Origin of the sequence: Colwellia demingiae (assembly GCF_007954275.1) — a bacterium.
GTDB classification, from domain to species: Bacteria; Pseudomonadota; Gammaproteobacteria; order Enterobacterales; family Alteromonadaceae; genus Colwellia; species Colwellia demingiae.
In genome coordinates this window covers 209,394-229,304 of the sequence record NZ_VOLT01000004.1, presented here as the reverse complement: position 1 = coordinate 229,304, position 19,911 = coordinate 209,394, and the positions used below count along the sequence as shown (strand labels likewise).

Sequence of the window (19,911 nt, the reverse complement as noted above, 5' to 3'; positions counted from 1 at the left end):
CAGTATTCATTACACGGGGCAAAATAGCACTAACCATTGTTAACCAAAATCTGCTGATTAAAAGTGTCTGAACAATACATTCAAGTTGCGATTCCTGTCCCTATGCGACAGCTATTTACTTATCGAGTGCCAGAAGCACTATCCGATCCTGCTATTGAAGTTGGAGAGCGTGTTGCTGTACCTTTTGGCCCGCGAAAAGTTATTGGTATTGTTATTGATGCACAAGCACAATGTGATTTCGAGGTGAGTAAAGTTAAAAACATTACCGCCCGTCTTAATGATAATTTTAATCTAAGTAAGTCACTGGTTAGCTTTTTACAATTATGCGCTCATTATTACCACCACCCCGTTGGCGATGTTTTCCAGCAAGCCTTGCCTATTTTGCTTCGAAAAATAGAAAACATTACCTTAAGCCCACCTATGGTATGGCAAGCGCAACCCTCAAATGAAAATAACAAGAACCTATTATCCAAATTAGAAAAAAAAGCCGCAAAGCAATACGCGCTATATCAAATAATTAACAGTCACCATGGCATCAGTTGGGTAGAGCTGCGTACATTGGGGTATAGCAAAGCGCAGTTAAACGCTTTACAGAGTAAAGCGTTAATCATTGAACAAGAACAGGTAGCTAGCCAGTATACTTGGCAAGAAAATACCCTCAACAAAGCTGACCGGTTAGTACTTTCAAGTGAGCAAGCCATCATTGTCAGTGCTATAAATCATTCCTTAGCACAGTTTTCTTGTCATCTTATTGATGGGGTTACTGGCAGCGGTAAAACAGAAGTGTATTTGCAAGCAATGGAAGAAGTACTTGCAAATAATCAGCAAGTATTAGTAATAGTGCCCGAAATCGGCTTAACACCACAAACATTAAATCGCTTTGAACAACGTTTTAATGTGCCTATTGCTCTGCACCATTCAGGGCTAAATGATAAAGAACGTTTAGCCACTTGGTTAAGCGCTCACCAAGGCAGTGCGGCTATTGTTATTGGCACCCGTTCGGCAGTTTTCACTCCCTTACATCGCCTTGGTTTAATCATTATCGATGAAGAACATGACTCGTCATTAAAACAGCAAGATAGCTTTCGTTACCATGGTAGAGATATGGCGATTCTTCGCGCTAGACAGCTTGATATTCCTATTGTCTTGGGCACCGCTACGCCAAGCTTTGAGTCGTTGCAAAATGCTTTGTCAGGGAAATATAGTTACCATCAACTTCATAATCGAGCAGGTAAAAGTAATAAAGCTAAAATAGCCCTTATTGATATGAACCAGCAACAAGTTGAGTTTGGTTTATCTGGCACACTTAAACATGAAATGAAAAAAACCTTAGCCCGTGGTGAGCAAGTATTATTGTTTTTAAACCGAAGAGGTTATGCGCCAGCAATTAATTGCCAAGAGTGTCATTGGCTTGCTGAGTGCCTGCGCTGTGATAAACCTTATACCTTGCACCAAAAGCAGCAATTGCTGATTTGTCATCATTGTGGCAATCAACAGCGCATACCTCCGCAGTGCCCTAGTTGCGGCAGTGTTCGTATAGCACCACTAGGTCAGGGTACAGAGCAATTAGAGTTTCGGTTAGAAGAACTATTTCCTGATAGTTCTATTGTGCGTATCGATCGAGATAGCACCCGTAAAAAAGGTGAATTAGCAAAATTATTACAAGAAGTCACTGATAAGAAACATCAATTACTGGTTGGTACACAAATGCTAGCCAAGGGACATCATTTTCCTGATGTCACTTTAGTGGCTGTGCTTGATGTTGATGGCGCTTTATTTAGTTTTGATTTTCGCGCCAGTGAGCAAATGGCTCAGTTACTGATTCAGGTAGCAGGGCGCGCCGGACGGGCAAGTAAACCCGGAAAAGTATTAGTGCAAAGTAACTTTGTTGATCACCCTTTGTTGCAAGATTTAGTACAAAATGGTTATCACCATTTTGCTCACCAAGCACTCACTGAACGAAAGCAGGCACTACTGCCACCTTTTACTTTTCAAGCGTTGTTGCGAGCTGATGCAAATTATCCTTCTTACCCAGAAAAATTTTTACGCGCCTTAATACAACAACGACTAGATGGCTGTGAGTTTGCTGGCCCAGTGCCAGCTGCAATGGAGAAAAAAGCAGGTAAATTTAGATATCACTTAATCATTCAAGCGAAATCACGAAAAGATTTACACCGTGCTATTTTGCAGTTGCTTACACAAATACCCAACAATGAATGGCAAAGTAAGGTTCGTTGGAGTTTAGACATCGATCCTATCGATCTTAATTGGTAACAAAAAAGCCTGAGGTAACCGTGTTTTTTTATGTCAGCTCGGTTACACTAGCTAGAATTTCCCTCTTAGCGACTCTCCGCATTTCATGGCTAATCAAGATTACGTTTCCCGCGCACCTGCAAAAAAGAAAAAGAATAACCGTAATGGTAAAAAGCCATCTAATAATTCCAGCGCAGTTCCACTTAAAGCAAAATTAATCAGCCTATTACTTCTCATTCTAATTGCTGCATTCGCATATGGTTTATGGTCATTGAAAACTGATCCCAGCACTAAAACGCCGTTAGTTGAACCAATCAAAACCGTCAACGAAAAAAAACCGTTAAACAAAACAGATGAATTACCTAAGCCACCTAAAGAAAAATGGACTTACGTTAAGGATTTAGAAACCAAAGAAATCGAAGTAGGAAAATATGAGGTCAAAGAAAAAGGTCCTTATAAAATGCAATGTGGTTCATTTAAAACACAGAAACAAGCGGAAATATTAAAAGCACGAATAGCCTTTTCAGGGCTCGAAGCACAAATCAAAAGTGTAACGGGTAAAAAGGGTACCTGGCATAAAGTATTCTTAGGCCCCTACCCCCGTAAACGCCTTGCTGAAAATGATAAACATAAGCTAAAGCGTAACAATATTAATTACTGTCAAATTTGGTTATGGCGATAACAATGCCATCCGGCATAAAGAAGTGACTACGTTCTTAAACTGATTGGTATAATATTACCCTTAATCCTTGAAAAAATCATAAAGACCCCAATTACATTAACATCAAAGAATTGAGTTAAAATGAGGTTAATATGACTACTATTGTTTCAGTTAGACGTAATGGCAAAGTGGCTATTGGTGGTGATGGTCAAGTATCACTTGGCAATACCGTAATGAAGGGAAATGCCCGTAAAGTGCGTCGTTTATATAATGGCAAAGTACTCGCTGGTTTTGCCGGTGGTACAGCCGATGCTTTTACATTATTTGAGCGTTTTGAAAGTAAACTTGAACAACATCAAGGTCATTTAACCAAAGCCGCCGTCGAGCTTGCTAAAGATTGGCGAAGCGACCGAGCGTTAAGAAAACTTGAAGCCTTACTTGCTGTCGCTGATGAAACAGCATCATTAATCATTACCGGTAACGGCGATGTTATTCAGCCTGAACATGATCTTATCGCTATAGGTAGTGGCGGTAATTTTGCCCAATCAGCCGCAACAGCTCTCTTAGAAAATACCGAATTAAGTGCCAAAGAAATAGTAGAAAAATCACTTACTATTGCTGGTAACATCTGTGTATTTACCAACCAAGAACAAACTATAGACGAATTATAGCCCTAAGTAGAAATTGATTAACATGCTGCCTGAGTATGGGTAAAGCACTCCTATAGCAATTAAATTAATAGAGCCATTTTTAGTGAGGATAAATTTTCAAAAATAAAGCACTTGATTGAGCGATAGCGAGCTATTGGGATTGAAAGTAACGATGTTATTGGAAATTTAGACCATTTAAAAAAATCACTTAGTTAGCTTAATTGATATTCGGCAACAACGAGGAATAAATAATGTCAAATATGACCCCACGTGAAATTGTTCATGAATTAGATAGCCACATTGTTGGCCAAAGTGATGCCAAACGCGCTGTTGCCATCGCCCTTAGAAACCGCTGGCGTAGAATGCAGCTTGATAAAGATCTGCGTAACGAAGTTACTCCTAAAAATATCTTAATGATAGGGCCAACGGGTGTTGGTAAAACTGAAATAGCTCGCCGCTTGGCAAGACTTGCCCATGCACCATTTATCAAAGTGGAAGCGACTAAGTTCACCGAAGTGGGCTATGTTGGTAAAGAAGTAGAAACTATTATTCGTGACCTTGCTGATATGGCAATAAAGATGGTTAAAGAAAGTGAGATGGATCGTGTTAAACATCTTGCTGAAGAAGCCGCTGAAGAGCGTATTTTAGATGTACTTCTCCCTCCTGCTCGTGACGGCTTTGGTAATGATGAAAAAAGTGATGACACGAATACTCGTCAAATTTTCCGTAAAAAATTACGTGAAGGTAAATTAGATGATAAAGAAGTAGAGCTTGACTTAGCAGCGCCACAAGTTGGTGTTGAGATCATGGCACCTCCAGGTATGGAGGATATGACTTCACAATTACAAAACATGTTCCAAAACATGTCTAGTGATAAAACTAACAAGCGTAAACTTAAGATTAAAGATGCTCTAAAAGCGTTGCAAGAAGAAGAAGCGGCTAAAATAGTTAATCAGGATGACATTAAACAAAAGGCTATTGATGCAGTAGAGCAAAATGGTATTGTCTTTATCGATGAAATTGACAAAATTTGTAAGCGTGCTGATAACTCAGGCGGCGGTGATGTTTCTCGTGAAGGTGTACAACGCGATTTACTGCCTTTAGTTGAAGGTTCAACTGTTAGCACTAAGCATGGCATGATAAAAACAGATCACATTCTATTCATTGCCTCTGGTGCCTTTCAAATGACAAAGCCATCTGACTTAATCCCAGAGTTACAAGGTCGCTTACCTATACGTGTAGAATTACAAGCATTAACCGCTGACGATTTTGTTCGTATTTTAACAGAACCTTTTGCCTCACTTACTGAGCAATATATAGCGTTACTTGCTACAGAGGGTGTGTCAGTGACCTTTACCGATGATGGTATTAAGGCTATTGCTGATTCAGCTTGGCAAGTTAATGAGACAACTGAGAATATTGGTGCCCGTCGTTTACACACGATGATGGAACGTTTGGTTGAAGACTTATCATTTAATGCTGATCAACGCAGTGGTGAGACCATCAGCATAGATCAAGCTTATGTTACTAAGATATTAAGTGAAGTCGTTAAAGACGAAGATTTAAGTCGTTTTATTCTTTAATAGCTAGAGACTTACTAGGTGATACCAATCGGACTAATTTACTGATCCTTTTGGTATCCGATTAAATAATTAAATAAAAGGTTAGGTGGTTTACTACAATGAAAGTTACCCGTTTTATTATAGATAATACCGTACACAGTCTAACTATTGAGTTCTCTGCTAATGAGAATATAGCTAATACTCAATTAAGCTTTGAATATTTGCGTATTAGCTCTGATGCAAACTCAGCTAAAAAAAACAAAGCTGGCCAAGTTCAAGTAACTAGCCATAAAAAGAATGTGCTTTTAGTCAATATTGAGAGTGTCGCTAAGCATGGTTATCGCTTGATTTTCAATGATGGCCATAGCGCTATTTTTAGTGAAGAATTTATCCAAACGTTAGCACTTGAATATGAAACTCGGTGGCAGGACTATTTAAGCGAATTAAAAGATAGCGGTCACTCCCGTGAAGCGATGATTGATTTTAAACAGTTATAAAACAGTCAACTTACCAATTCTATGTCGGCTTTACGTTTCACGTACAATAAAAAGGCCCTAACTCTCAAATAGTTAGGGCCTTTTTATTTACATCATTGCAAAGATAACCCTATACGGTAAAGCGGCTAACCTCTGTAGTTAGGACTTGGGCCTGTTGTGACAACTCTCCACTCATTTTCTCATTTTGTTTAGCCGAATCACCTGATTGTTCTGTCACATCTCTAATCATCACGACATGTTGGTTAACTTCTGATGCAACAGTACTTTGCTCTTGAATCGCCGTAGCAATGGCACTATTCATATCCATAATCAAAGCGACGTCTTGTGTTATCTCATCAAGCATTGCTCCCGCAGAGCTTGCTTGCTCCGCACTCTCTTCGCCCTGATTACGACATTCCGCCATTAGAGTGACTATCTCTTGAGTACGTTTTTGCAATAAGCCAATAATTGTTTCTATCTCTTGCGTTGAATCTTGAGTTCTACTGGCAAGTGTTCTAACTTCATCAGCGACTACAGCAAAGCCGCGCCCTTGCTCTCCGGCTCTTGCTGCTTCAATTGCTGCATTTAACGCCAATAAATTTGTTTGTTCGGCAATGCCACGAATAACACCTAATACCGAGGCAATAGTGACACTTTCTTTTTCTAATTCTTTAACTACGTTTTCTGAATCCAATAGTTTTTCTGATAATTGGCCTATTTGGTTAATGGTCTGTTCCACCCCTGCTTTACCTTTACCTGCATTACTATTTGTTACCTCAGCTTTATGCGCAGCTTCTCGCGTATTAGTCGCAATTTCATCTACTGTTGCCACCATTTCGGTTACTGCGGTTGCGACAAGATCCGTTTGTTGCATCTGAGTTTCCACACCTTCGTTAGCATTGTAAATATTTTCAGCCAAGCTGCCTGTAGCGGTATTGAGTGTGTTTACTGAATGATTTACTTCTACAATAAGTGATCTAAAGTTAGTCAACATATGGTTAAATACTGTTGCCATTTCAGATAGTTCATCCCCACCACTAACATCTACTTCAATCGTTAAATCATTACTCTGGGCGATACTATTCATACTACTTTGTAAGTTGCTAATTCGATTCAAAATACTTTTTCCAATTAACCAAGCACTTACTAAAGCAACGACCAGCACAACTGTAAAAAGACTATAGGCCAGTGTATTAATAAAATTAACATCTTCTTTTACCGCTGCCTCACTATGCGTCAATAGCTTTTTAAGCTCAATATCAACTTGATAAACAACATTGCGCATTTCATTCATGACTCCCATTTTATCGTTATAACCGAGTTCTTTTTGGGACATGACTAAATTTGAGAACGCATTTTGGTAGGCTTTGATAAGGTTGTTAACTTTCTGCTTTTTAGAGGAAGAGAAATCACTCGCTTGGACAGTGGTAAGTAATTTGCTAACATTTTTATTAAGTTTATCTACATACTTATCATCAAGGCGTAACATAAAATCTTTTTCGTTTCGTCTAAGCTGTAGCATTTCACTTCGTAAACGGTAATTATCGTTACCAATAAGCGTTTCAACACTATGCACGGCAACACGAAGCTCACCGTACAAACCTGATTTAGCATCAAGGCCAATTTTCTTTTGTAACCTTACAATATTAGTAAATTGAGTTTGATATTGAACAAGGATATTTCCCATACTTGTTAATTCAGGCATAGATAAGTTAACCGCAGCAAAGTCATCGGATAGCGTATTAATCTGTTGCTGAACGTTTTTCATTTGTTTATTGAAGTGGTCTGAATATTTTAATTTCTTATGAGCTGAGAAATCTTTTTCGTCGTGCCTTAATTCAAGTACTGAAGCTTTAATATTACCTATACTTTTTGCAATATTAATATCATGTTGTAAAGCCGAACTTTCATAGTTCAGCAACACTAACATTAGGATCATGGCCAGTACTAAGATTCCAGTATTGGCGATTAATTTGTTCTTGATAAGCATAGGGTTTAACCTTAAAAATTTAACATATATTGTATAAAGCGTGAATTAACGGAAATTTAACGTATTATTAGCCAATTTCTCTTTGTCTTTCAATGTGATTTAGTGCGATGGGGACAACGTAGTACAAAGTTACATAGACATAAAGTGAACCAATGTTGCGTTTTCGCTTCTATTATAGATCTGTATCGGTAAGTATCGCTTTATTTTTAGTTTTAAATTCTAAACTACAGGCCTCATCCATTCATTGTCAGTTATAACAAAAGAAAACCAACTTCATTATTCCAACAATAACAGTAGCTTGCGATTACTTCACTCCAAAAGATTGTACCTGAATTATTTTTTCTTAAGGTATCGTACTAACTTACTTTCAGGGAGTGGTTTGCTGATAAAATAACCTTGCACTGCATCACAACCTAAATGGCGAAGCAGATTGAGTTGATCGATAGTTTCAACACCTTCAGCTAAAACCCTTTTACCTAAGCCATGTGAAAGGTCGATCATGGACTTAACAATAGTGAGGTCAGAATCATTGATAGCCACTTCATTAATAAAACTACGGTCAATTTTTATCTTATCTATTGGCAAGTCTCGTAAATACGCTAAAGATGAATAACCTGTACCAAAATCATCAATAGAGACTTTAATGCCCATACTTTGCAGTTTCACAATGCTATCCATTGCTCTAGTAATATCAGTCATAACTACATTTTCAGTAATCTCTAATTCAATATATTTAGAGGGGATACCATATTTATGCAATAACATTTGAATATTCGTAACCAGTTGTTCGTTCTGAAATTCGACTGCCGTTATATTCACAGCAATGGCGACACGTCGTTGATATAACTTGAACCAACGTTCACTCGCTTGACAAGCTTTGGCTAAAATATAGTTATCAAACTCATTATGCATGCCTAACGTTTCGAGTTCCGTTAAAAAATCACCGGGAGAGAGCAACCCCTTTTCAGGATGCTGCCAACGTACTAAGGCTTCTACTCCTTCAAGTTTATTGGTAAATAAGTTTAATTGTGGCTGGTAATATAAAATAAACTCATCATTAGCTATTGCAGATCTTAGCTGTTTCTCCATCAAGACTAAATGTCGTCCCTGTGCCTGCATCCCCTCTTCAAAAGCAACAGAAGCAATATTATTGGTTTCGGCGTGATGTAGGGCAAGGTTGGCTTTTTGTAGCAAATCTTCCGATTTATCAGCATCATCAGGATAAAAACAATAACCGATGCTTCCTTGAATTGTTATTTCCTGTTGCTCATAGCGGAAACAACGCTCAATAAGTTCATGAATATGATTTACCGCTCGGTCGACATGCGATGATTGTTCAAATTCAATGACAAACATAAAGGAGTCACCACTTAAGCGACCGACTGCTTGTGGTATGAATACACTATGATTTAGACGACTGGCAATTTCTCCTAATATATAATCCCCTACTTTTAAACCATAAGTATCATTAATAAATTTAAACTGTTTTATATCAATTAAAAAAACTGCCAACTTCACCTGATTCTTATTTATTTTATTGGCATGTGTTAGCTCTTGCATTTTATCTGACAACTTAGCCATCACTTGTTCTCGGTTAAGTGCCCCGGTCAAAGAGTCATGTTTACCGAGGTACTGCGCTCTACTTATAGCACTCAACGTGGCAAACCTTTCAGCTCCTTGCATCCAAATAAGTAATGTAAAGCCCAGGATACTATGTGCGGCAACATCGAAATACAATAGGAACAGCTCTAATTGACGGAACCAAGGTTCTGTTAAAGCGACAATTGAAATAAAAGAATGCATTAAGTACCGCAAGCCAAAAATGGCAGAGAAATACATTAAAACTTGACTTGAGAAGTAGCTTTTTTTGTCAAATAAAAGATAACAAGCTAATGAAAGAAAAGTGCAGCCAAAAATAAAGCTAGGGAGGCTTATAGTTAAATAGAAATGGTTAAATGCCTGGCTTGGGTCAAAGGCAAAAAACATTGTCGAGATAACACTGAGTATTACAATTACAGCAATGCCACTCGTTAATATTTCTTTAGACAATTCCTTATTTTTTTTTGCAATATAAACGCCAAAAACCAGGAAAATCAAGAACGAATATTGGCAAATTTGTAGTAATAACTCAGCTAGTATTTGCCAAGAGTCACTTGAAAAATTACGACTAGAATACGGTACTAAAGACTTAATCAGATAACTTAAATTTAGTGCACCTATGCTCATTAGCCAATATTTAACATATTTACGCGAAAAGGTGCGATAAAAAATATAAAAGACAAATAATAGTACTGAAAAAACCACTGTTTGTGTCGAAAATAAAAAAGTTCGAGGTGTTATAAATTCGATCATAAAAATTTTTTAATCATGGCTATTAATATACCTGTCTGGAACGTGTAATTTGCTAAAATACTTTAGGTTAAACCAGTAAACATGAGTGCTATTAAAAAGGCTTTTACCTTTAAATTCAAGTCATACCCGATAAATATATAATAGGTTTTATTTTTAACATAACAATATATACTGACATAGCCCCTAATTTTCAGACGAAAGAGAACTAACATGCAATATAACACCTCTGAATTATGTGACTTTTATGCCGATTTGATTGATGTTGTTGATCCGATTTTTTGTAATTATGGTGGTCGCAGTTCATTTGCTGGCAAAGTTGTTACGTTAAAGTGCTTTGAACATTTAGGCTTGATCAATGAACTCGTTGCTATAGATGGCACGGGTAAAGTATTGGTCATTGATGGTGGGGGATCCACCAGACGAGCTCTGATTGATTTAGGTATTGCACAATGTGCGGCTAACAATGGCTGGGAAGGGATTGTTTGTTATGGCAGTGTACGTGATGTAGATGCTTTAGATGGAGTAGATATTGGTATCCAAGCGCTCGGAGCAATTCCTGTCGGGGCAAGTGAGCAAAATATTGGAGAAACTGATATGGCGATTAATTTTGCCGGTGTGACATTATTACCTGATGATTATATTTATGCTGATAATACCGGTATTATCCTGTCGCCTGAAGCACTCGATATTGCATAAAGTAAGGCTTATGTAATAAATTAGCCTGATACCTAATACCATAAATTTAATACCTAGCACCTAAGATTTAATAGATAGATGGTCTGAGTTCTGGGGGTATTGATGCAGGGTGCTGTAAATACCACTTCTCTAACCAAATTTCTATCTCTTCAGGTACGACTCCTGGATGAATAATATTACCTTGAATTAATTCTCCCCCCATAGCGGTAAAAGCTTCCGAAGCTTCATGTCTGTCAATATCAGTACCTACCAGTGGAATTTTCATACTGCGAGTCAACGTAACAAGCGCATTAGTTATCGCCTTATCTACCCGGTTACTGCTATCGTTTGTTAATTGCTGACAGTTTATTTTAAGTTGATGAATAGCCATTTTTCTGACATAACGTAACGATTCATAACTGCCTGAAAAATTAGCAATGGAAATATTTATATCCAATGATTTTAGCTGATCAATAATGGCTTTTACGCGATGACTCGCACTAAGTAAGACTTGCTCACTTAGCTCAATCATTAAATATTTACCGGCAATATTATACTGTATTAATTGTTGCTCAATATAATCAACCAAATCCACTTCAAATAAGCTTTCACTCGACAAAGTTACAGAGATACGTTGGTGTACTCCTATTCTATGCAAGGTATGTAGAGTTGAAAGTGCTTTGTTAAGCATATACTTTGTCAAAAAATATAATTCACCACTATGCTCAGCAAGATCGGAGAACTCAGATAACTCCAAAGGTTTAACCGAGTCATTCTCATACCAATGAACCTTTAATTGAAAACCGACAATATAATGATTATTAATATTTACTTGGGGCTTTAAATAACAAAACAACTTCTCTTCTTTAATATCTCGACGTAACGCTTCCATTCGAGCAAGCTGAACTTGGTTATATGAAATACTGCTGTTATCAAAATAATTAATTTGCTGTTGTGCCTTTAAACCATGAAGTAAAGCATCACCTGCGTGATCAATAATTTCATCAAAGTCATCTCCATTATCCCCAGAAATAGCAATACCAAAAGCGAGTTCAAAATTGACAGAAAAACTCTTAAAGCTCATAGCATCAGGCACAGCGTCAGCTAATTGATGACACAATTCATTTATCATGCTTTTATCATCAAAACGGCTATCAGTTAAATTATAAACCACCAAGAATTGTAGGCTTTGTAAACGAGCTATTCTCACTGGTTTAGGATTAAGTCCAAAGCTTAATAAACTTGTATTATCCTCTATTCTTTGCTGTAAACAGTAGGCAAACTGCAATAATAACAAGTCAGAGTTATGATAGCCCAGCAAACTATTTACTTGTTGAAAATTGATAGGCTTGAATACTACAGCAGCATAACGTTGTCCGGTGTCAGACTTGATAGCAACGTCAAAAGCTCTTAACGCTTGCTGTGTTGTTGGTAAGTTTGTTGCAGGGTCATGAGTATAAGAAAATAACTCTTCAACGCTAATGGTTTTAATATCATCAGTTAACGGTGTGGGGATAAGTAGCTTTTGAATGAAGAATAAAACTAGAATACTAGCGGCAATAACCGTAGCAACATAGCTAACTATAGCGATCAAATTAAGCGGGAGTTTATCACTATAAAGTTGCGCAAAAAGAGCCGACAGGGCAATAATTATAATTACGATGATAAGTAATACAAAGTACTTAACGTTAAAACGATTCATATTTAATCACCTATCCTAGGAGATTTTATCAAAGCAATTAGTTAGCCTAATAAAATTATTATCTTTTGTACAGAAATACTAAGTTATAAAGGTGCCCTTTTAAGATAGACAGCTACTTTTCTGATCTGTTGCTAATGCGTGGGCGTAATCACCGTCAAAGGTTAGTAGGGCTTCAACTAAAAAAAGAAAACCATTTAAATTATCACTAGACCAGTAGCGTTTTAATTGTTTATTACTTGTAACTAGCATAGCAACGAATTTTTTATAAGCTGAGCTGTCTTGATTTTCAAAACACTTCTGGCTAATAGCTTTAAGGCGACCTTTTCCTTTTAAACATTCTTGGAAGATAATACTGTAGTTATTAATTAATGGACTAATTAATTCTGTATGTATTAAAAGTTGCTCATGCTCATTCGCTTTAGCATAAGCTATTAAACGCTTTAATCTTTCTTTAGCAAATTCCTGCTCACGTGTAGCAACGAGGGTCATCGACTCTACTAACACTTTATTTTCTTTGCGAGTAGATGAACTTTCTCGTTGTTGAGTTATTAGCTTTCTCTGCAATTTTTCTGCACGAAAAAAGAAGTAAATACTAATGAATACAAAAATAAGCGTTATAACTGAAACAAAAAACATTAAGGTGCCTTAGACGGATTAACTTGCGCAATATTAACAGATTCAGCAATGCGTGCCAAAAATAGATACGGATCAATATCTTTAAAACCTGCCATATTTAACGAATATTTCATTGTCACTGAAAAATCACCTAAATTTGCAAAAGCTCTTGTATTGACTGCTTGTACTAGCTTCTCTAATTTTTCACTAGCTTCTTGATTACTTTGGTGCTCAAAAAGCAGTAAATACTCACCTTCATTTAACAAACCCACATAATCAAACTCTGTTATATGTTCATTAATTACACTGGACAAACCTTTAGTCACTTCACTAATCGTTTTACTATTAAAATGAAAAATAAGCTCCTGCCAATTCTCAACAACAAGATAACCAACATTGAAAGGGTATTGAAACTTTCTTGCCTTTTTAAAGGCCAATTGATAAGCAAACTTTGTTTGCATGGGGCTCGCCATACTTTGGCTTGGCTTTTCAAGCTCTTGATATGCTCTATTTATTCTTTGAGCCCTTGACCTCAAGAACAAGCCAATCAAGGTGAGTATTAATAAACCAACCAATACCGATAAACTTATAATAATGGTTCGTTGTTTTTCATATTTCCCAGCAAAGCTACTTGATAGCTCACTGTTTTCTGCTAATTTTACGGCAAGCCTTTTTGACTCTTCAACAGGCTCTATTTTAGGTGTTTTCCCTACGGCCAAATGAGATAAACCTTGCACTATGCTGAAGGATTTCTTCTTCTTATTAAGCTTATAAAATAATATTTGACTATATTTTTCCCGCCAACGATAAGCAAGTTGATAATTTTCTTGTAAGAAGTGCATTTCAGCAACCATTCGATAAAAGCCAGTATATTCTAACGAAATATCCTTGCCATTAAGTAGGCGTATCACTTCATTTAATAAATCATAACCTTCAATTTTTTGTTCAACGCCTAATTTAGCACTTGCCAGAGCAACAGACGTTTCTATACGTTCAGAAAGCATATTATGTTGATGAAAGACTTCTATTGCTTGTTGTAGAGGCTCAAATGCATCACTAAATTTTTTTTGTGATATTGATACTAAACCTAGCCCTTTATTGGCGTGAGCAACATAGATAGGGACCCTATTTTTTTCTGCAGACTTTTTAGATTCCCAAAAAACATTATATGCATCATCAAAACGTTGTAAATAAAAATAGGCATACCCTAAATATAAATAGGTTTGAGCAATATTTCTTTTTTGATTCATTTCAAATCTTAGTTTTAATATTTTTAACTGCATTGTTAGTGATGTTTGATAATCACCTAAATGGTGATAAGCCAAAGCTAAAATAGTCAGTAATTGAATATGCTCGGTTAGTTCACTACTACTGATACCTAGCTCAACTTGTTGTAGGTCGGCCAAAGCCTGCTGATGTTTTCCTAGCATTGCAAACGCGACGCTACGATAACTTAGTGACAATAGTCGACACTTAACACTACGACTAAATTCACTATTCCTTACTGCTTCTTCAGTTACTTCTAACAACTGGTTGTATTCTTTTCTGGCTACATATACATCCGCTAATTTGAATAACAGCGCCAATTTAATTTTTTTATCCAGGCTATTTGCTGCTAAACCCTTTTTAGTAAACTCAAAAACGTTGTTAATGTTTCCTTGATTACTAGCAACCTTTGCAGAGAGCAAATAGACTTTCGCGAGAATATCGTTTGAGTAATCGTGGAGATTATTGATGATTTTTTCTGACAGGGTCTTCACCATATCAATGTCAATCATTTCATTGTTTACTTTCAATAGTTGCTGTACTTGATTACTTAACACAGCTTGTTCAGACGCGGCTTGTGCTAGAGTAGTACTGACTAAAAGAAAAGAAAGTAACTGCACTTTAAAAGTAAAAACTATAAACAGAAACAATCGTTTTATCGTCATATATATACCGTTAGTAATTGAAAAATAAAACATTAGAGGTTATCCAATATTACTCATCACTCTTTTTACCTCATAAAGGTAAACAAAAATAGCCTTTTCTGTTTACATTTATGGAATTCATCTTATAATAATGGAGTTAAGCTACCAAGCTTGATAAGGGCAAATCTAATGAAAGTTAGAGACGCAAAGTTACCGGTCTAATGGGAAACCTATGATAGCGGGACTGCAAATTTTAGATATAGTGGGGGCTTATCTTAATTCGATAGTTCACTATCTGTTTCTTCCGTTTTCTTTGCGTGGCCTCTTCCTCTATATTTCTTAACTCATACCCATCTTTTCGTTACTGTTAAAATATTAAACAATTCTTAGAAAATCACTATTAAAATTAGTGTTAGTACGTCTACACTTGAAAATATGAGCCTAACACAAAGTTCTCTGCATCAGGCTCTTCTATAAATAAACGTCCGTTAATGTTTAGATTGCTTATTTTGTGATGTATTTTCTCAACTATTTTTATCTTTAATATCTTTGTCTTTAATATAATGCGTTATTACTTTATCTAACATAGATAATGGCATTGAACCATGCTTCAATATTTGATCATGGAAATCTCGTAAATCAAAATCTTCACCCAATGTTTGTTCCGCCTCTTTTCGTAAACGCTTAATCGTTAATTCACCTATTTTGTAAGATAAAGCCTGCCCTGGCCATGAGATATATCGATCTATTTCCGTTTTTACATTATGCAGTGACAATGCCGTATTACTGGCTAAAAAGTCCATTGCTTGTTCTCGACTCCATCCTTTAGTATGCATTCCAGTATCCACAACTAAACGACAGGCACGCCACATCTCATAGGTCAAGCGACCAAAGTTATGGTAAGGATCTTCATACATACCAGCCTCTATTCCTAAATATTCAGAATATAATCCCCAACCTTCACCAAAAGCAGAAATGTAGGTTCTGTTTCTAAATTTCGCTACATCCTTCATTTCTTTTGCTAATGATATTTGTAAGTGATGTCCCGGTACGGCCTCATGTAAAGTTAGTGCTGTTAAAACATAAAGTGGACGACGGTCTAACCTATAAGTATTGACCCAATAATTTCCTGGTTGATCAGCTCGTGATGAACCGGCATATCGTCCCGTTGTGTATTTAGGTGCTATATTCGCAGGTACTGCCATAACACCATAGGGTGTTCTTGGTAATGTTTTAAATAACGGAGGTAATTTAGCATCCATTTTTTTAGCAATAAAAGAAGCTTCTTTTAACAACTCAGTTGGTGTGGTTGCATAGAATTGAGGATCCGTACGTAAGAATTGGACAAAGTCACTGAAATTGCCATCAAAATCTACTTGTTCAATAATAGCGTCCATCTCAGCCCTGATACGCTTTACTTCTGCTAGCCCCTGCTGATGGACTTCCGTTGCCGTCATAGGTAGCGTGGTATAATGCACTAATCTATTTTGATAGTATTCCTTACCGTTAGGTAGCGAACTAGCAGCAATATTATCACGAGCATTTGGCTGATATTCATTAACCATAAAATCATAATAAGCCGTATATGCAGGCATCACTTTAGTACTTAATACTTGCTTAGCTTGTCGCTGTAAGTCTTTTTTCTGGCTCGGAGTAATAAAAGCAGACATTTTACTAAATGGTTGATAATACGAACTTTCAGTGACATCTTCTTTTATGTAAGCCGCAATAGATTGTTCAAATCCCATAAGTACGATTTTCGGTTGGCTAATACCATTCTCCAGCCCTTTCTTCATCCAATAAGTTTGTTGAGCAAAGTACGCTGGAAGTAAAGATAAACGCGTTAAATAATCTTGATAATCAGTAAAGGTTTTAAAGTCGACTTGCTTAGAAATATTTGATATCCATACATGAAAGCCCGACTCTGCCGTGAGCGGCATGTAATGTTCTTTATTAGTGTAACTATCTAGCTGGTTTTTAAGACTATAGGTGAGTACAGAGAGGTTTATTTGATTTTCTTGTGTTAGCTTTTCATTATTTAATGCGATTAACTGCTGATAAATAGCCAAACCTTGTTGATATTGCGCTAGCAAAAAATCAGCTGACAAATCAGGTAACTTAGCGTTATTACCTATAACCTCCGGCTGATTAAACGGGCTTGATTTTAGATAGAAAGCTTCATGAGCTTGGATAATATTTGCTAGTTGTTGATCTGAACTAAAGGTGTTTTCTGTTGAGTTGGCAGCATAACTGTAATTTATCAGGCAGATATTGATCAGCATAAGCACTAGGTAAGTGGCTACATTTTTCATTAAAATCACTCAAAAATAGGAAGGAGCACGATAATAGCGATGTATTTATTATCATGCCTTAAATATAGTTTTAATAATAAAGCTATAACTTGAAGAAAAGCTCTTTATATACTTTTAGCTCAGCGATGGATTCTTTGATGTCATCTAGGGCCAAGTGAGCACCCGTTTTAACAACAGACTCTAATACTTCTGGTTTCCAACGTCTAGCAAGCTCTTTTATAGTACTGACATCTAAGTTTCGGTAATGAAAGTGATCTTCAAAATCAGGCATGTATTTATTAATAAAGCGTCTATCCTGACCGATACTATTACCACACATAGGTGACTTACCTTGAGGTACCCACTCTTGAACAAAAGCTAAGCTCTTTTCAGTTGCATGAGCCAAGCTCACGTCACTATCGCGGCAACGCTGGGTTAATCCTGATTTTCCATGATGCTCGATGCACCACTGATTCATATTATCTAACACATCATCACTTTGATTAATGGCAAATATTGGCCCTTGCGCTAAGATATTTAAATGACTATCGGTGATAATGATAGCGATCTCTAAAATAACATCTTCTACAGGCTCGAGTCCTGTCATTTCTAAATCAAGCCAAATTAAATTATTGTCATTATCCGCCATAAACTTTCCTTAAAAAAATGCACAAACATTGGTGTATAATTGTTAGTATAATACGCCAGAACCAAGTCGGGTCAAATTAAATGTTGGATCAAATTAAATCTTATGAATAAGTCACTTGTCTAAAGTAAAAAAACTGACCAAAGGTCAGCAAAGGCGCATTAAAGCCAATCATGATAAAAAATTGCAAGGGAAAAACACTAAGAGTAAAGATAAAGTGCAATGGGATGATGACGACTTAGGCGCTCCTCAACAAGGCGTTATTATTAGTCGATTTGGCCAACATGCAGATGTCGAAAACGATCTTGGTGAAATATTTCGTTGTAATTTACGCCGCTCCATTGCCTCACTTGTCTGCGGTGATAAAGTGTTATGGCGTCTCGGCAGAGAAACCCAACACAGCATCACAGGTATAATAGAGGCAGTACATGACCGTGATTCTGTGCTAAGTCGTCCAGATGTTTATGATGGTCTTAAGCCAATCGCGGCAAATATCAGTCAAATTCTCATTGTCTCTTCAGTGTTACCTGTTTTTAATAGCGATATTATTGACCGCTACTTAGTGGCTGCAGAGCAAACGGGTATTACCCCTGTTATTGTACTGAATAAAACTGACTTGTTAGATACTATTAGCTCTGACGAACAAGAGAATATAGCCAAACAGTTGAAAATTTATCAAGATGTTGGTTATCAAGTGCTTTACGCGAGTAGTAAGTCTCGCGATGGCATAAGTGAACTCAAAATGCAGCTTGCCCAACATACCAGTATTTTTGTTGGTCAATCTGGTGTTGGGAAGTCAACGTTAGTTAATGCTCTTATGCCAGATTTAGGAATATTAACAAAAGAAGTCTCGGATAACTCAGGTTTAGGGCAACATACCACTACAGTGGCACGCTTATACCACTTTAATGAAGGCGGGGATTTAATTGACTCACCGGGTATTCGTGAATTTGGTTTATGGCATCTAACGCCAGAACAAGTTTGTCATGGTTTTATTGAGTTCTCAGAGTTCCTTGGCTTATGTAAATTTAGAGATTGTAAACATCAAACAGATCCTGGTTGTGCTCTAATCGCTGCAGGAAAAAATGAACAAATCAATCCAGCTCGCTTAGCAAGCTTTCAACGTATATTATCCAGCCTAAACGATAATAAATTAACCTCACGCTTTAATAATTAAGGAAAAATGAGTGTCTTCAAAAAATAGTCTTAGCGATAAAATTAAAATCACCTTGCAGTACATTATGCCTAAACACGCTATTTCACGTTTAGTTGGCAAGTTAGCCGCTGCAAAAATGGGTTGGTTAACCACTAAGCTGATCAGTATGTTTATTAAGGCTTACGGCATTAATATGAATGAAGCTAAGCTTAAAAAGGCCAGTGACTTTGATACCTTCAATAATTTTTTCACCCGTGAATTAGAAGAGGGTGCTCGAACTATTGATAATGATGAGAATACAATCTGTTATCCGGTTGATGGTGCAATCAGTCAACAAGGAGATATTATTGATGGGCAACTTATTCAAGCAAAAGGATTCAACTATAGCGTCACCTCCTTGCTCGGTGGTGACGAAAAAACAGCAGCGCCTTTTCAAGGCGGAAAATTCTCTTGTATCTACTTGGCACCAAAAGATTATCACCGTATACATATGCCAATGGCAGCAACGTTACGTGAAATGATTTATGTTCCTGGCGAGTTGTTTTCAGTTAACCCTCTTACAGCTCAAAACGTGCCCGATCTTTTTGCTCGAAATGAACGCGTAGTTGCCATCTTTGATACTGAAATGGGTGAACTCGCCATGGTATTAGTCGGTGCAACTATTGTTGCCAGTATAGAAACAACTTGGGGTGGCACTATTACTCCTCCTGCTGGAAAAGATATCTTTAGATGGCAATATCCTAAAGATGGAGCTGATGCGATTACTTTTGAGAAAGGTGATGAGATGGGGCGCTTTAAACTAGGCTCGACTGTTGTTAGTACCTTCGCACCTAACATGATTAGTGAATTTGCAACTGATGCTGGCCCAGGTACTGTCACTCGTCTTGGTGAAATTTACGCGGCACTAGATAAGAGCGAAAAATAGTTACCAAAAAACGGTCAACGAACAAAACTGTTGCTCATTTAGTGTAC

Annotated in this window: 15 protein-coding genes and 1 riboswitch; of the genes, 8 read left to right on the top strand and 7 right to left on the bottom strand. The window is 37.0% G+C overall.

The window, feature by feature from the left end; all coding sequences use genetic code 11:
* Positions 1–63: 63 nt before the first annotated feature.
* From priA to ESZ36_RS09095, 5 genes are all read left to right on the top strand, one after another.
* Entirely contained in the window at positions 64–2,274 is a 2,211-nt protein-coding gene (gene priA, locus ESZ36_RS09115) for a primosomal protein N' (protein ID WP_146786638.1), read from the top strand.
* Positions 2,275–2,359: 85 nt separating this feature from the next.
* Positions 2,360–2,935, top strand: a complete 576-nt coding sequence (locus tag ESZ36_RS09110) for an SPOR domain-containing protein (RefSeq protein ID WP_146786635.1) — start codon at positions 2,360–2,362, stop codon at positions 2,933–2,935.
* Between the two features lie 131 nt (positions 2,936–3,066).
* A complete protein-coding gene (hslV, locus tag ESZ36_RS09105; RefSeq protein ID WP_101227872.1) occupies positions 3,067–3,585 on the top strand; it encodes an ATP-dependent protease subunit HslV in 519 nt (172 codons plus the stop codon).
* Positions 3,586–3,815: 230 nt separating this feature from the next.
* Positions 3,816–5,147: an ATP-dependent protease ATPase subunit HslU gene (hslU, locus tag ESZ36_RS09100; RefSeq protein ID WP_146786632.1), complete on the top strand. Its 1,332-nt coding sequence runs from the start codon at positions 3,816–3,818 to the stop codon at positions 5,145–5,147.
* 98 nt (positions 5,148–5,245) lie between these two features.
* The gene (locus ESZ36_RS09095; protein ID WP_146786628.1) at positions 5,246–5,623 is read left to right on the top strand and encodes a gamma-butyrobetaine hydroxylase family protein; all 378 of its coding nucleotides are present in this window, start codon (positions 5,246–5,248) and stop codon (positions 5,621–5,623) included.
* Between the two features lie 109 nt (positions 5,624–5,732).
* Here the strand turns inward: ESZ36_RS09095 and ESZ36_RS09090 are convergent, their stop codons facing one another.
* Entirely contained in the window at positions 5,733–7,592 is a 1,860-nt protein-coding gene (locus tag ESZ36_RS09090; RefSeq protein WP_146786625.1) for a methyl-accepting chemotaxis protein, read from the bottom strand.
* 333 nt (positions 7,593–7,925) lie between these two features.
* Positions 7,926–9,818, bottom strand: coding sequence for a putative bifunctional diguanylate cyclase/phosphodiesterase (locus ESZ36_RS09085; protein ID WP_170235811.1), 1,893 nt, complete (start codon positions 9,816–9,818; stop codon positions 7,926–7,928).
* A gap of 336 nt (positions 9,819–10,154) precedes the next feature.
* Here ESZ36_RS09085 and rraA point away from each other — a divergent pair, with 336 nt between their 5' ends.
* Positions 10,155–10,640, top strand: a complete 486-nt coding sequence (gene rraA / locus ESZ36_RS09080) for a ribonuclease E activity regulator RraA (protein ID WP_146786619.1) — start codon at positions 10,155–10,157, stop codon at positions 10,638–10,640.
* A 67-nt stretch (positions 10,641–10,707) separates the two neighbouring features.
* On the opposite strand, the gene ESZ36_RS09075 is transcribed toward rraA, so the two are convergent.
* The 5 genes from ESZ36_RS09075 to orn form a co-directional block, all read right to left on the bottom strand.
* Positions 10,708–12,321 carry a GGDEF domain-containing phosphodiesterase gene (locus ESZ36_RS09075; protein ID WP_146786616.1) on the bottom strand — a complete coding sequence of 538 codons (1,614 nt, stop codon included), beginning with the start codon at positions 12,319–12,321 and terminating at the stop codon, positions 10,708–10,710.
* A gap of 99 nt (positions 12,322–12,420) precedes the next feature.
* The gene (locus ESZ36_RS09070; protein ID WP_146786613.1) at positions 12,421–12,957 is read right to left on the bottom strand and encodes a hypothetical protein; all 537 of its coding nucleotides are present in this window, start codon (positions 12,955–12,957) and stop codon (positions 12,421–12,423) included.
* Positions 12,957–14,867, bottom strand: a complete 1,911-nt coding sequence (locus tag ESZ36_RS09065) for a tetratricopeptide repeat protein (protein WP_246129041.1) — start codon at positions 14,865–14,867, stop codon at positions 12,957–12,959. Before ESZ36_RS09065 ends, ESZ36_RS09070 begins: the two co-directional genes overlap by 1 nt.
* A gap of 148 nt (positions 14,868–15,015) precedes the next feature.
* A riboswitch (cyclic di-GMP riboswitch) is annotated at positions 15,016–15,098 on the top strand.
* A 272-nt stretch (positions 15,099–15,370) separates the two neighbouring features.
* Positions 15,371–17,158: a DUF885 domain-containing protein gene (locus tag ESZ36_RS09060; RefSeq protein ID WP_146786607.1), complete on the bottom strand. Its 1,788-nt coding sequence runs from the start codon at positions 17,156–17,158 to the stop codon at positions 15,371–15,373.
* A gap of 82 nt (positions 17,159–17,240) precedes the next feature.
* Positions 17,241–17,786: an oligoribonuclease gene (orn, locus tag ESZ36_RS09055; RefSeq protein WP_146786604.1), complete on the bottom strand. Its 546-nt coding sequence runs from the start codon at positions 17,784–17,786 to the stop codon at positions 17,241–17,243.
* 115 nt (positions 17,787–17,901) lie between these two features.
* Between orn and rsgA the strand changes: the two genes are divergently transcribed.
* On the top strand, positions 17,902–18,960 hold the full coding sequence (rsgA, locus tag ESZ36_RS09050) for a small ribosomal subunit biogenesis GTPase RsgA (RefSeq protein ID WP_146786601.1): 1,059 nt from the start codon (positions 17,902–17,904) through the stop codon (positions 18,958–18,960).
* Between the two features lie 64 nt (positions 18,961–19,024).
* Entirely contained in the window at positions 19,025–19,864 is an 840-nt protein-coding gene (gene asd, locus ESZ36_RS09045) for an archaetidylserine decarboxylase (RefSeq protein ID WP_146787346.1), read from the top strand.
* Positions 19,865–19,911 lie beyond the last annotated feature (47 nt).